This window comes from Intrasporangium calvum, assembly GCF_028446585.1.
Classification (GTDB): Bacteria; Actinomycetota; Actinomycetes; order Actinomycetales; family Dermatophilaceae; genus Intrasporangium; species Intrasporangium calvum_A.
Window position 1 is genome coordinate 1 of record NZ_JAPFQL010000094.1, and the last position, 13,351, is coordinate 13,351.

11 protein-coding genes are annotated in these 13,351 nt (G+C 72.8%); 8 read left to right on the forward strand and 3 right to left on the reverse strand.

All coding sequences use genetic code 11. From position 1 onward, the window contains the following. The coding region (locus tag OO014_RS16900; RefSeq protein WP_272463493.1) for an AAA family ATPase at window positions 1-1,978 on the forward strand (1,978 nt) is incomplete at its 5' end. 97 nt (window positions 1,979-2,075) lie between these two features. Here the strand turns inward: OO014_RS16900 and OO014_RS16905 are convergent. From OO014_RS16905 to paaN, 3 genes are all read right to left on the reverse strand, one after another. Further along, on the reverse strand, window positions 2,076-2,933 hold the full coding sequence (locus tag OO014_RS16905) for a cell wall-binding repeat-containing protein (protein ID WP_272463494.1): 858 nt from the start codon (window positions 2,931-2,933) through the stop codon (window positions 2,076-2,078). 203 nt (window positions 2,934-3,136) lie between these two features. After that, complete coding sequence (locus OO014_RS16910) at window positions 3,137-4,456, reverse strand: MFS transporter (protein WP_272463495.1); 1,320 nt, start codon at window positions 4,454-4,456, stop codon at window positions 3,137-3,139. 9 nt (window positions 4,457-4,465) lie between these two features. Continuing rightward, the gene (paaN, locus tag OO014_RS16915) at window positions 4,466-6,190 is read right to left on the reverse strand and encodes a phenylacetic acid degradation protein PaaN (protein WP_272463496.1); all 1,725 of its coding nucleotides are present in this window, start codon (window positions 6,188-6,190) and stop codon (window positions 4,466-4,468) included. A 55-nt stretch (window positions 6,191-6,245) separates the two neighbouring features. Between paaN and OO014_RS16920 the strand changes: the two genes are divergently transcribed. From OO014_RS16920 to OO014_RS16950, 7 genes are all read left to right on the forward strand, one after another. Beyond that, complete coding sequence (locus tag OO014_RS16920; protein ID WP_272463497.1) at window positions 6,246-7,421, forward strand: FAD-dependent oxidoreductase; 1,176 nt, start codon at window positions 6,246-6,248, stop codon at window positions 7,419-7,421. Then, complete coding sequence (gene paaI, locus OO014_RS16925) at window positions 7,418-7,840, forward strand: hydroxyphenylacetyl-CoA thioesterase PaaI (RefSeq protein ID WP_272463498.1); 423 nt, start codon at window positions 7,418-7,420, stop codon at window positions 7,838-7,840. Before OO014_RS16920 ends, paaI begins: the two co-directional genes overlap by 4 nt. A gap of 316 nt (window positions 7,841-8,156) precedes the next feature. Then, on the forward strand, window positions 8,157-9,074 hold the full coding sequence (locus OO014_RS16930; RefSeq protein ID WP_272463499.1) for a hypothetical protein: 918 nt from the start codon (window positions 8,157-8,159) through the stop codon (window positions 9,072-9,074). A 2-nt stretch (window positions 9,075-9,076) separates the two neighbouring features. Next, the gene (locus OO014_RS16935; protein ID WP_272463500.1) at window positions 9,077-9,718 is read left to right on the forward strand and encodes a DUF4129 domain-containing protein; all 642 of its coding nucleotides are present in this window, start codon (window positions 9,077-9,079) and stop codon (window positions 9,716-9,718) included. Between the two features lie 86 nt (window positions 9,719-9,804). After that, the gene (locus OO014_RS16940) at window positions 9,805-10,953 is read left to right on the forward strand and encodes a DUF4350 domain-containing protein (RefSeq protein ID WP_272463501.1); all 1,149 of its coding nucleotides are present in this window, start codon (window positions 9,805-9,807) and stop codon (window positions 10,951-10,953) included. Beyond that, window positions 10,950-11,978, forward strand: coding sequence for an AAA family ATPase (locus OO014_RS16945; protein ID WP_272463502.1), 1,029 nt, complete (start codon window positions 10,950-10,952; stop codon window positions 11,976-11,978). Before OO014_RS16940 ends, OO014_RS16945 begins: the two co-directional genes overlap by 4 nt. 22 nt (window positions 11,979-12,000) lie before the next feature. Next, window positions 12,001-13,296 carry a DUF58 domain-containing protein gene (locus OO014_RS16950; RefSeq protein WP_272463503.1) on the forward strand — a complete coding sequence of 432 codons (1,296 nt, stop codon included), beginning with the start codon at window positions 12,001-12,003 and terminating at the stop codon, window positions 13,294-13,296. The last annotated feature ends 55 nt before the right edge of the window (window positions 13,297-13,351 follow it).

The following is a 13,351-nucleotide window of genomic DNA, read 5'->3' on the forward strand; positions in this document are numbered from 1 at the left end:
GGCCGCCCTCAAGCGGGCCGAGGCAGCCGTCACAACGGCCCGGTCGCGCCTGCACCCGGAGCACCGTGAGCTCACCGCCGCGGAGCTGCGCGTCGCCGCGTCGACGACCCGCGAGATGGTCGGCTCGCTGACGTCAGCCGCCGAGGTCGAGGGATCCCTCGGCCTGCACCGCACGCGTCTGGCGGAGCTGCTCAGCCGGGCCGACCGGACCCGCACCGCCCTGGACCGGGCGACCACGGAACTCACCTCCCTCCCGGCCGCCATCGCGGCCCACGAGCAGTCGCTCACCGCCGCCCGGCACCTGCACTCGCTGCTGGACGCACGGACAGCCGCTGCGGCCCAGGCCAAGAAGCGGCTCGAGGCGGCGACGCACGAGGCTGCCGCACGCGCTCGGCTGCCCGAGGCCGAGGAGCGGGCCGCCGCCGCCCTCACCACCCAGCGCGCCGGCGAGGGCCGGCTGGCCGAGCTGCGGCAGGCCCGCATCGACGACATCGCCGGGGAGCTCGGCCTGACGCTGGCGGACGGCCGGCCCTGCCCGGTCTGCGGCTCGGTGGAGCACCCCTCCCCCGCCCGGCCGACTCCCGATGCCGTGACGCCCGAGCAGGTCGCCGCGCAGGAGGAGCACGTCGAGACCCTGCGCGCGCGGGTCACCGAGGCCACCGACCGGCTCGCCCGGCTCCGGGCCGAGATCGCCGCGCTTGCCGCCGCCGCCGATGGGCTCGACGTCGACGCTGCCACGGCCGTGGCCCGGCGGGCTGCCGCCGAACTGACCGCGTCGCTCCAGGCAGCCGACGCGGTCACCACCACCGAGACCGCGCTGGCGGACCTCCGCGGCCGCAGCGCCGAGCTCACCGACCGAGCCACGGAGCTGACGGCTGAGGCCGCCCGATCGGAGGACGCAGCGACCCAGCTCTCGGAGCGCCTCGACGCCGACACGGCCGTCGTCGAGGCGGCCCGCGACGGCCACCCCAGTGTGTCGGCGCGCCGGGCCGCCCTGGTCGAGACGGCCACCCGCATCGACGCGCTCGTCGACGCTCTGGCGGGCCGCGATGCCGCACGCGCCAGCGTGGCCGAGGACGAGGCAGCGCGCGATGCCGACCTCGCGGCGGCGGGCTTCGCCGACGTCGCCGAATGGCTCGCCGCCGACCAGCCGGTCGAGTGGATCGCCGCTCGGGAGAAGGAGATCGCCGACTTCGAGAACGCCTGCACCCGGGTCAAGGCCGGCCTGTCCGGTCCCGAGCTGGCCGACGTCCAGCTCGACACCCTCTTCGACGACATCGACCAGATGGTCGAGCTCGAACGAGCCGCCAAGAAGGAGATGGAGGCCGCCACCAACGAGCGCGGCAGCCTCCGCGACCAGGTCAGGCGGACCAAGGAGCGGGTCACGGCCATCCGGGCCGCCCTGGAGCGCAACGCCGACTGCATCGCCGAGACGGCCGACGCGGTGCGGCTGGGCCAGCTCGTCGCGGGCAACGGCGACAACCAGCTCAACCTCGACCTGGCCAAGTACGTCCTCATCCGCCGCTTCGCCGAGGTCCTCGCCGCGGCCAACACGGAGCTCGCCCGCTTCTCCGGAGGCCGCTACTCGCTGGAGCACACCGACGCCAAGAAGGGCAACGCCAAGTCCGGCCTGGGCGTGCGAGTCCAGGACATGCACACCAACCAGGTCCGCGACGTCGGCACCCTCTCGGGCGGCGAGACCTTCTACGTCTCCCTGTCGCTCGCCCTGGCCCTGGCCGAGGTGGTCCGCTCCGAGTCAGGGGGCGTCGATCTCGGTACGCTCTTCGTCGACGAGGGCTTCGGCACGCTCGACCCGGACGTGCTCGACGACGTGATGCACACGCTCGAGGGTCTGCGGGCCGGAGGCCGCACCGTCGGCATCGTCAGCCACGTCACGGAGCTCAAGTCCCGGGTCGCGGACCGCATCGAGATCCTCGTCAACGAGGACCGCACGTCGACCCTGCGGGTCACTGCCTGACCCAACCCGGGTCGATGTGATCGACAGAGGATGACCTCGATCGATCACATCGAACCCAGCGGAGCGTTGCGGCCCGGCCGGCAGGCGACTGGCTGGGTCAGCAGGTGTAGCCGAGCACCTCGACGAGCAGCCGGTTCTGCGCGGCCGTCACGCCGACATTGGTGTCCTCCAGCCCCCACTGGCGAATCGTGTGGTTGCCGGCGTCAACGCCGTCGAAGATGTAGTCGCTGATGTAGTTCTCGCGGGTCTGGCCGACGTTGAGCACGAAGTTCTGGTTCGTGATCGTCGCCGAGAGGTAGCTGGCGGGGTCATCGAGCGAGAGCGCGGTGGTGGCCGCACCGGAGGTCACCGATCCAGACGTGAGGTAGTAGCCGTTGACCGTGGCCCGGACCTTCCAGCTGTCCGGCCCCGGGCAGACGTCGGGCAACGTGACGGTCGTCGAGGCCAGCACCCCCAAGCTGGAGGGAAGAGCCGGGCTCCCCGTGACGACCTTCACCTGGTTGTCCGGCAGCTTTGACGCTGCGGCCGGCACGCGCTTCGAGATCTCGGCCGCGGTCTCGTAGCGGTTCGAGCCGGCGATGCGCGTGACCTCGTCGGCGGTGTTTGCGGTGGCGTAGGACTTGAGCTGGGTGAGCACTGCATCGCTCACGACGGAGGCGCCGCCGAGGACTCGGATGTAGCGCGGGTCGAGTCGGGCGAGCTCGGCGCCCGTCGCGGTCGGGATGGAGTCGCGGGTCACGAGGAGGATCGGCGCGCCCTCGAGGGCGGCCAGGACGCTGCCGGCGAGGGCGTCAGGGAAGTTGGCGCCCGTGGCCACGTAGACGATGTCGACGCCCGGGTCTGCGGCGCTGGCACCCTGGACACCGCCGAGCGTGAGCAGGGTGAGGGCCGCGGCCCCGGCGACGAGTTTCTTGGGACGGGTGAATCGGCGAGAGGCTGCGCTTTGACTGGTCACGCTCATCTCCAGATCTCCGTTGAATGACGCCTTCGGAGAGTGCGGACTGCATTCCCCCGACTGCGTCCGGGTCGGTGTCACCGACCTTCCTCTGATCGTCCCGCTCGCGGACCACGCTGTCCGCCGAATGCGGCAACCCGACGGGGTGTTCCCCGCCCCGGATCAGGGGGTCGACGTGATCGACCGAGGATGACCTCGATCGATCACCTCGACCCAGCCGAGCGTGTCACCGTGGCCGCGATGGCGATGATGACGAGGCCGACGACCGCCGACCCGGCAGCCAGCCAGGAGTAGCCCAGCCCGCCGACGACCACACCGGCCACGGCGCCTCCGCCGGCACCCGCCAGTCCCATGAAGACATCAGCGAGCCCCTGCGTGGCCGGCCGCTCGTCGGTCTCCACCGCGCCGGTCAGCAGGGTCGAGCCGGAGACGAGCGTGCACGACCAGCCGACGCCGAGGAGGAACAGCGCAGCGAGCAGCAGCGCAGACCATCCCGCGTCCGACAGCGCCGCGAGGACGGCGGCCAGCGTGAGCACCGCACCGCCGACCATCGCGACGAGCTGGCCGCCCCACCGGTCGACGGCGGTCCCGACGACGGGCGACAGGACGTACATCCCGAGGATGTGGATCGAGATGACGAAGCCGATCACCTCGAGCTCGGCGTGACCGTGCTTCATGTGGATGGGCGTCATCACCATGACGCTGACCATGACGAGGTGGCCGAGTCCCATGACGAGCACCGCGCGGAGCGCCCGCGCGTTGGCGCGGATGACCGCGAGCCCGCGTCCCATCGAGCCGTCGTGGTTGGGTGCCGTGGGCGCCGGCCCCGTCGTGGTGCCGTCCGCCAGCCCCTCCGTATGCCGCTGGGCTCGCTCCTCGTGCTCCGTCGCCTCGAGTGCCCGCGCGGTCAACAGCGGATCGGGGCGCAGGAGCCGGCTGACGACGACCCAGGCGAGGAGGAAGCCGCAGAGGGAGAAGACGAACGACCCTGCCAGGTCGGGGATGCCGACGAGTCGCGCGACCGAGACGCCGGGGCCGACGAGGTTGGGTCCGGCGACCGAGCCGATCGTGGTGGCCCAGACGACGATGGACAGGTCCCGCCCGCGGTGCGTCGGCGCGGCGAGGTCGGCGGCGGCGTACCGGGCCTGGTTGTTGGCCGTCGTGCCGCCGCCGAAGAGGAACATCCCCACGAGGAAGAGGGGGAAGGACCCGGCCACCGCTGCGGTGATCACGAGGGCGGCACCCACGAAGGCGACCGCCAGCCCGAGGGACTGGCCGACGCGGCGTCCGCGAGCCGCGATCGCCCGCGCCACGGGGATCGTGATCAGGGCGCTGCCGAGGACCTGCGACGTGGTGCCCACGCCGGCCAGCGCCTCGGTGCCGCTGAGCTCCTCGGCGAGGAGGGCGCCGACAGCGATGCCGCTCGCCATGCCGACTCCGCCCAGGATCTGGGTGGCCACGAGCGTCCGGATCACCCGGCGCTGGAGGGCGGGCCGGTCGACAGCAGACTCGAGGATCGTCACGGCAGCAGGTCAGACGTGGCGGCGGGCGGTGATGACGCGGAAGCGGTTCGCGACGAACGCCGAGTCCGTGTAGGCGGCGTTGGCCGCGGGGTTGGCGCCCGTGCCGTGGAAGTCCGAGAAGGCCGCCGTCTGGTTGACGAAGATCTGGCCGGTGAGGTTCTCGGACAGGGCCACGCCGCCCGCCACCGCTGCCTCGCGCGCCGCCTCGAGGACGTCCTCGCTCGTGGAGTACACCGACGCCGTCATGCCGCCGTGCTCGCGGACCGTGTCGGCGAGCTGCGCGAGGGACTGCTCGGTCGAGGCCGTCTGGATGAGGAAACCGACCGGCCCGAAGCACTCCTGGGTGTAGACGTCCTCACGTTGCACGTCGACGGCGACGAGCCCGGGCGCCCTGACGACGGCCTCCGCGTAGACGGGGTGCACGATCTGCCGCGACTGGAGCAGGACCCGGCCCTCCGCCTCGGCGGCCATCGCCTCGAGGGACTCGGCGTTGGCGCGGACCTGGTCGTTGACGGTGGCACCGAGGAGCTCAACGGCCTTCGCGTCGTCCCCGGTCAGCCGCGACACGGCAGCGCCGAGCCGCTCGCCGAACTCGTCGAAGGACAGGTGGCCCTCGTCGGTGTCGATCCCGTCGGTCGGGACGTAGATGTTCTGCGGCGCCGTGCACATCTGCCCGGAGTAGAGCGTCAGGGAGAAGGCGAGGTTGCCGAGCATCCCCTTGAGGTTGTCCGTCGAGTCGACGACGACGGTGTTGAGCCCGGCCTTCTCGGTGTAGACGAGCTTGCCGAGGGCTGCCCCACGCTCCTCGAGCCAGGCCCCGAAGGCCGGCCCGCCGGTGTAGTCGATGATCGCGACCTCGTCGCGCTCGGCCAGGGTCCTGGCCAGCCCCTGCCCGTCGGCCTCGGCCGCGAGCTGGACGAGCGCCGGGTCGAAGCCGGCCGCGGCCAGCACCCCCCGCGCCGCCTCGACGGTGATCGCCAGCGGCAGCACCGCCCGCGGGTGCGGCTTGATGACGACCGGGTTGCCGGTGACGAGCGAGGCGAAGATCGCTGAGTAGGCGTTCCAGGTCGGGAAGGTGTTGCAGCCGATGACGAGCGAGACGCCGCGCGGGACGACCCGGTAGTCCTTCTGCATCCGGATCGGCGCGGGCCTGCCCTCGCGGTCCTTGGCCGGCTTCTCCCAGACCACCGACTCCGGCACCCGCTCCTGCTCGACCAGACCGGCGGCGATCGCCTCGAGCGCGCGCTCCTGAGCGTGCGGGCCACCCGCCTGGAACGACATGACGAACGGCTGGCCGGACGTGTGCATGACCGCGTTGGCCAGCTCGAAGGACCGCTTGTTGATGGCGTCGACGATCTCGACGCACACCGCGGCCCGCACCTGGGGGCCGGCGTCGCGCCAGGCCGGGATCGCGCCCTGTGCGGCTGCGAACAGCGCGTCGAGGTCCAGAGACGGGTAGGAGATGCCGAGCGTCGGCCCGTAGGGGGAGACCTCGCTGCCCACGAAGCTGCCGGTGACCCCGGAAGCCAGCTCAGCGGCATACGGCCGGTTGAGGTGGGCTTCGTACGCGGCCAGGCCGTCGGCCGCGGCCGTCTCGCCGTAGACGCGCGGCGACGGGGACTCGGGGTAGCGGGAGTACCAGGACCGCGTGGCGAGCGCCTGACGGATCTCGTCGAGGACGCCGGCGTGCTGGTCGAGCAGCGGGTGGGTGGGCTTCGTTGCCTGTGCAGTCACGCCTTCAAGGTTAGGCGTTGTCCGAGCCCTCGGCGGACCCGGCAGGATGGGGCCCATGGACGTGAGGAACGTTGCCGTCATCGGAGCCGGCGCGATGGGTGCGGGCATCGCGCAGGTGGCCGCCGCTGCAGGGCACGAAGTGAGTCTCGTGGACGCCGCCCCGGGAGCCGCCGCCGCCGCGATCGACCGGCTCGGGGGCGGGCTCGACCGCCTGGTCGCCAAGGGCCGGCTGACGGCCGAGGAGGCGGCGACCGTGCGCCGGCGCCTGACGCCCGTGGGCTCGGTGGACGAGCTGCCGGAGTGCGGCCTGGTCATCGAGGCGGTGCCGGAGGACCTGGCCCTCAAGCGCAAGATCTTCGCTGACCTCGGGGCCACGCAGCCGGCCGCCACCATCCTCGCCACCAACACCTCGAGCATCGACGTGTCGGCCATCGCCGAGGCCGTCATCCACCCCGAGCGGGTCGTCGGCCTCCACTTCTTCAACCCGCCGCAGGTGATGGCCCTCGTCGAGGTGATCCACGGCGAGCAGTCCGGCGCGGCGGTGCTCGAGGAGGCGATGTCGCTGATGCGCGCGTGGGGCAAGACGCCCGTCCGCTGCTCCTCGACGCCCGGCTTCATCGTCAACCGGGTGGCACGGCCGTTCTACGGCGAGGCGCAGCGGATGGTCGAGGCCGGGGTGGCCGACCCCGCGACGATCGACTGGATCCTCCGCGAGAGGGGCGGCTTCCCGATGGGGCCGCTCGAGCTGACCGACTTCATCGGCCAGGACGTCAACCTCGCCGTCGGCACCTCCGTCTGGGAGCAGACCGGGCGGGACGAACGCTACGCGCCGACGGACTTCCAGCGCGGCCTCGTCGAGGCGGGCCGGCTCGGTCGCAAGTCGGGCGAGGGCGTCTACACGTATGCCGCTGACGGCGTTCTCGTCGGAGGTGAGCCCGATCTGACGCTGGCGGAGCGACTCGTCGGCGGGCCGGTCGAGACCGACCCGCTCGCGCGGACTCTGGCCATGCTCGTCAACGAGGCCGCCGACCTCGTCGGGCGAGGCGAGGCGACCGCGGCGGACGTCGACATCGCCATGGTGCTGGGGACGCGCTATCCGCGCGGGCCGATCGAGTGGGGCCGCGCGATCGGGCTCGCCGTGGTGTCCCGCCAGATCGAGGAGCTCGACCGGGCCTTCCCCGGTGGGCGCTACCGGCCGAGCCCGGCGCTGCTCGACGGGACGCTGGGATGAGCGGTCCATCGACTGAGGAAGGTGTCGCCTTCGCCCGCCAGATGTGGGTGGACGACGAGGCGTCGCGGCGGCTCGGCATGGAGGCCCTCGTCATCGAGCAGGACCACGCCGTGGTGCGGATGCCGGTCCGGGCAGACATGGTCAACGGGCACGACATCTGCCACGGCGGCTTCGTCTTCGCCCTCGCCGACTCGACGTTCGCGCTGGCCTGCAACTCCCGCGGGGCGGTGACCGTGGCGGCCGGGGCGGACATCAGCTTCATCGCCCCGAGCCGGCTGGGCGACGTGCTCGTCGCGGAGGCCGTGGTGCGGGCGGCCTTCGGACGCAACGGAATCACTGACGTCACAGTGCGGAGGGAGTCGGACGGGCAGGCGGTGGCGGAGTTCCGTGGGCGGAGCCGGTCACTCAAACGGCCCTGAGTCGGCTGATGCGCGGCGTGGCCGGGCACCGATGCGGCCGGGGAGGTAGATTTCGGGCACCACAGGGAGGACAGGACTGATGAGCGACCAACCGGGCTGGGCGGCCCCAGGCCCCTCGCCCTTCGGCGGCCCCGAACGGCCGGTGCCGCCGGACCGCGCGTCCGTGCCGCCTGACGCGGGATCGGTCCCACCTCCTCCGCCCCCTGCTCCGCCTCCTCCTCCGCCTCCCTGGGGCGGGCCCTATCGCCCAGCGCCCCCACCACCGCCCCCTCGGCTCGAGTACCGGCCCGGAATCATCCCGCTGCGGCCGCTCACGATGAGTGAGATCTGGAGCGGCGTCTTCGCGACGATGAGGGGCAACCCCGGTGCGACCCTCGGCCTGGCCCTCATCACGACGACACTCGCCCTCGTGCCGGCCACCGCCCTGGCCATCTGGCTCGCCGGAGGAGGCGCCGACCTCGCCGAGGTCCTCGCCACCGACCCGTTGGGCACGGATGACCCCTCCGTCACGTCCGGTGCCTTCGCGACCGCCACGCTCGCCGCCAACATCCCGACGCTCGGCATGTGGGTCGTCTCCATCCTGCTGCCGCTCTTCGTCGCCCTGGTCATCGGCCACGCCATCCAAGGGCGCAAGGTCACCCTCGGGCAGACCTGGGAGCAGACCCGCGGACGCATCCTCGCGGCCCTCGGCACGACGGCCCTGGTGATCGCGATGATGGCCGGCGTCATGGTCCTCGCCCTCCTTGGCGCCGTCGGCATCTGGACGGCAGGCGACGGTGCCGGGAGCGTGGTCCTCACGGTCGTGCTCGGCCTTGCCGCCGTCGCGGCGTTCATCTACCTCTGGGTCAAGGTCGGCTTCGCCGTGTCCATCGTCGTTCTCGAGTCGGCCGGTGCCCGTCGAGCGATCAGCCGCTCGTGGCGGCTGACCGCGGGAAGGCCGTTCTGGCGGATCCTCGGCATCCGGTTCCTCACAGTGATCGTCGCGGGGATCGCGGGCTCGATCGTCGCCACCCCGATCGGGGTCATCGCCCTCTTCGCGCCCGGCGAACCGGGTGCCGACTCGGTCGTCTGGATCGTCCCGCTCACCCAGGCGATCTCGATGCTCGTCCAGGGCGTGCTCATCACGCCGTTTGTCTCCGGGGTCGACTCACTGCTCTACGTCGACCAGCGGATCCGGTGTGAGGGCCTCGACGTGCAGCTCATGCAGCAGGTCCCGACCCCGCCGAGCGCCTGACCGTGCGCGCCTGGCCCGTGTCCGTGCCGGTCGACCCGTCGGCCGAGGAGGCACGCGAATGGCTCCTGCGGGAGCTGTCCCAGCCGGAGTACGCCGACGACCGCAGTCTGCTCCAACGCGTCCTCGACTGGATCAGTGAGCTGATCGGTGAGCTGATGATGCGCGGCAGCGGCGAGCTGCCCACGTGGGTCCTGCCCGTGCTCCTCGCCCTGCTGGCAGCGCTGGTCGGCGTGGTCCTCTACGCCAGGCTCGGCCGGGAGGTCGGGCCCGGCGAGGGCCGCGCGGGCGGGGTGCTCGACGAGCCTCACCTCGATGCGGACGCCTACCGAGCCCGGGCTCGCACCGCCTTCGAGGCCGGCGCGGTCGACGACGCAGCGGCGGACTGGTTCCGGGCCATCGCGGCGTCGGCCGCCGAGCGCGCCATCATCGACGACAGCCCCGGGCGCACCGCCCACGAGGTGAGCGTGGCACTCGCCGGTCTCCTGCCCGACGAGGCCGCGGCTCTCGCCGGGGCGGCCGACCACTTCGACGCCATCCGCTACGGCGACGTCCACGTGGACGCTGCTGTCGCCCGGTCCATCGCCGACCTCGATGAGCGCCTCCGCACCTCCCGTCCGTTCCTCAGCCATGCGGTCGTCGACTGATGACCACCAGCCCGCTCGCGTCGCCCCCAGCCCGCACCGCTGACTCAATCGAAAGAGCAGTTCGCGACACCCGTCGGAGATGGCGTGTGGCCGCCCTGCTCGTCGTCGCGGCCATCGTGGCTGTGACGCTGCTGACCCTCACGTCCAGCGGGGGCGGCTCCGGCGGCTTCGCCGACCCCGACAGCCCCTCACGCCAAGGGTCCCGAGCCCTGGCCCAGGTCCTGCGGGACCAAGGCGTCGACGTCGAGGTGGTCCGCACGATCCGGGACTTCGAGGCCGCCGGAGTCGGTCCGACGACCACCGTGCTGATGGGGTCGTTCGACTTCCTCGGCGAGGCAGCTGCCGATCGAGCGTCCCGCCACGCCAGCAAGGCGGCGCGGCTCGTGCTCCTCGAGCCGAGCGCCTTCGCCCTGAGCGACTTCGGGGTCCGGCTCGCGCCCAGCGACGGCGGCCGCGTCGATCTGGCCGCCGACTGCGGGTCCGACCTCATCGACCGCGACGACCGGCTCGACGCCAGGGTGACGTTCTACCAGTCGACCGACACCAGTGCAGACGGCACACCGCAGCTGCCGGCCGGCGCGGCCGGGTGCTTCCCCGGCCACAACGCCGACGCCGCCGTGGTCGTCCTGCCATCGACCAACGTGCAGCCGGAGACCGTGGTGCTCGGCTCCGCCGACGCCCTCACCAACGCCCGGGTCGGCGAGGCGTCCCATGCAGCCATCGGGCTCCGGGCCCTGGGCAGCACCGCACGACTCGTCTGGTACCTCCCGGACATCTCCGACCTCGACGTGCCGGACGGGTCCGGCAACCTGCGCCCCTCGGACCGCGGCATACCCGAGTGGTTCGGGCCGGCGACCCTCCTGCTCGGGCTTGCCTTCATCGCCTTCGCGCTCGCCCGCGGCCGGCGGCTCGGCCGGATCGTCACCGAGCCGCTGCCCGTCGTCGTGCGGGCCGTGGAGACGACCGAGGCCCGAGGGCGCCTCTACCGCCGGGCCGGCGACCGTGAACGGGCGGCGAGCAGCCTGCGCGCCGGGACCGTGCAGCGGCTGGCAGCCCGCCTCGGCCTGCCCTCCGCCACCGCCGACGAGGTCGTCGCAGCCGTGGCCCGCACCGCGAACCGCGAGGCGAGCCAGATACGTGCGCTGCTCGACGGTCCCACCCCGACGAATGACAGAGACCTGGTGCTGCTCGCCGAGCAGCTGGCCCACCTCGAGGAGAACGTGCGACACGCATGAGCGACCACACCACTGACACCCAGATCCCCGCCGACACCCAGCCGCCCGCAGCCGGCACACCCACCAACCTCGACGCGGCGGCGGCCCTCGACTCCCTGCTCGCCGTCCGGGCCGAGGTGGGCAAGGCCGTCGTCGGCCAGGACGCCGCGGTCACCGGCGCCATCGTCGCGCTGCTGACGCGGGGGCACATCCTCCTCGAGGGCGTTCCCGGAGTCGCCAAGACCCTCCTGGTCCGGGCGCTTGCCGCCGCCCTGGACGTGACGACCAAGCGGGTCCAGTTCACGCCGGACCTCATGCCGGGTGACGTGACCGGCTCCCTCGTGCTCGACCCCCGGACGAGCGACTTCACCTTCCGCGAGGGACCGGTCTTCACCAACCTCCTGCTCGCGGACGAGATCAACCGCACGCCCCCCAAGACCCAGTCCGCGCTGCTCGAGGCCATGGAGGAGCGCCAGGTCACCGTCGAGGGCACCCCGAGACCGCTGCCTCGGCCCTTCCTCGTCGCCGCCACCCAGAACCCGGTCGAGTACGAGGGCACCTACCCCCTGCCCGAGGCGCAGCTCGACCGGTTCCTGCTCAAGGTGAGCCTGCCGGTCCCGTCACGCGAGGACGAGGTCGAGGTGCTGCGCCGCCACGCCACCGGCTTCGACCCGCGCGACCTCGCCGCGGCGGGGGTCACGGCCGTGGCCGGCCCGGCCGACCTCGCCGCGGGGGCGGCGGCCGTCCAGCAGGTCGTCGTCTCGCCGGAGATCGCGGGCTACATCGTCGACATCGCCCGAGCCACCCGCAGCTCCCCGTCGCTGGCCCTCGGGGTCAGTCCCCGTGGCGCCACGGCGCTCCTCGCGACCAGTCGAGCGTGGGCGTGGCTCAACCGCCGCACGTTCGTCACCCCCGACGACGTCAAGGCGATGGCGCACGCGACCCTGGCGCACCGCCTCGCCCTGCGTCCCGAGGCGGAGCTCGAGGGAGTGAGCGTCGCGGCCGTCCTCGACAGCGCGCTCGGATCCGTGGCGGTGCCCCGGTGACGGTCCGAGGAGATCGCACGCCATGGTCCTGACGGCGCGTGCCGCCGCGCTCGTGCTCCTGGGCGCGGTCGCCCTGGCGTGGAGCCCGACCGCGAGCACCGTGCTGCTGTGGACCCTTGGCGTCATCGTCCTCGCGGCGTTCGACCTGGCCCTCGCTCCCTCGCCACGCCGGCTGATCCTCGAGCGGTCCATCAGCCCGCTGGTGCGGCTCGGCGAAGCGACGACGAGCGAGCTCCTCGTGACCAACCCCAGCCCCAGGTCGGTGCGGGGCCGCGTCCGGGATGCCTGGCAGCCGTCAGCCGGCGCCGAGAACGACCGCCACGACCTTCGCCTCCGCGCCGGCGACCGGATCCGGCTGGCGACGCGACTGCGCCCCACCCGTCGCGGCGACCGGCACGCGGACCTGGTCACCGTGCGCCTCTTCGGCCCACTCGGTCTCGCTGCCCGCCAGGCCTCCTTCCCCGTGCCCGGCTCGGTCCGGGTGCTCCACCCCTTCCACTCGCGGCGACACCTGCCGAGCAAGCTCTCCCGGCTCCGGCAGATCGACGGCCGTTCCGCGGTGCGGCGCCGCGGCCAGGGCACCGAGTTCGACTCGCTCCGCGACTACGTCGAGGGCGACGACGTGCGGTCGATCGACTGGCGGGCCACGGCACGCCGCGGTTCGGTGGTGGTCCGGACGTGGCAGCCGGAGCAGCACCGCCGCATCGTCGTCGTCGTCGACACCTCGCGGACCAGCGCGGGTCGGGTCGGGGACGTTCCCCGCCTCGACGCCGCGATGGACGCCACGCTCCTGCTCACCGCGCTCGCCTCGCACGCGCACGACCGGGTCGACGTCATCGCCGGGGACCAACGGGTCCGGGTGCGGGTGATCGGCTCGGCCGAGCGCACGAACCCCCTGGCAGAGGTGGTGTCGGCCTTGGCGCCGATCGACCCAGCGATCGTCGAGGCCGACTGGTCCGGGCTCGCAGCGGCGGTGGTCAGCAGCCACCACCAGCGGTCCCTCGTCGTCCTGCTCACCCCGCTGGAGCCCGCGGCCGTCGAGGAGGGCCTGCTGCCGGTCATCCCGGCGCTCGTCGCCCGGCACCGCGTCGTCCTCGCGAGCGTCGCCGATCCCGCCGTCGGAGCCATGCTCGTGCGGCGCAGCACGGTCACGGAGGCCTACGGAGCCTCGGCCGCTGAGCGCTCCCTGGCTCGACGGGCCCGTGTCGCTGCCGCCCTCGAGCGGATGGGCGTCGACGTCATCGACGCCGAGGCGGACGAGCTGCCGGCCAAGCTCGCCGACCACTACCTCTGGCTCAAGAGCGAAGGCCTCCTCTGATCGAAAGAGCAGTTCGCGACGTGTCGCGAACTGCTCTTTCGATGGGGGTGCTGCG

Bases quoted from the DNA above. Each gene is read 5' to 3' on its own strand.
- OO014_RS16920 (WP_272463497.1), top strand. From the start codon at position 6,246: ATGGACGTGAGGAACGTTGCCGTCATCGGAGCCGGCGCGATGGGTGCG.
- paaI (WP_272463498.1), top strand. From the start codon at position 7,418: ATGAGCGGTCCATCGACTGAGGAAGGTGTCGCCTTCGCCCGCCAGATG.
- OO014_RS16930 (WP_272463499.1), top strand. From the start codon at position 8,157: ATGAGTGAGATCTGGAGCGGCGTCTTCGCGACGATGAGGGGCAACCCC.
- OO014_RS16945 (WP_272463502.1), top strand. From the start codon at position 10,950: ATGAGCGACCACACCACTGACACCCAGATCCCCGCCGACACCCAGCCG.
- OO014_RS16950 (WP_272463503.1), top strand. From the start codon at position 12,001: ATGGTCCTGACGGCGCGTGCCGCCGCGCTCGTGCTCCTGGGCGCGGTC.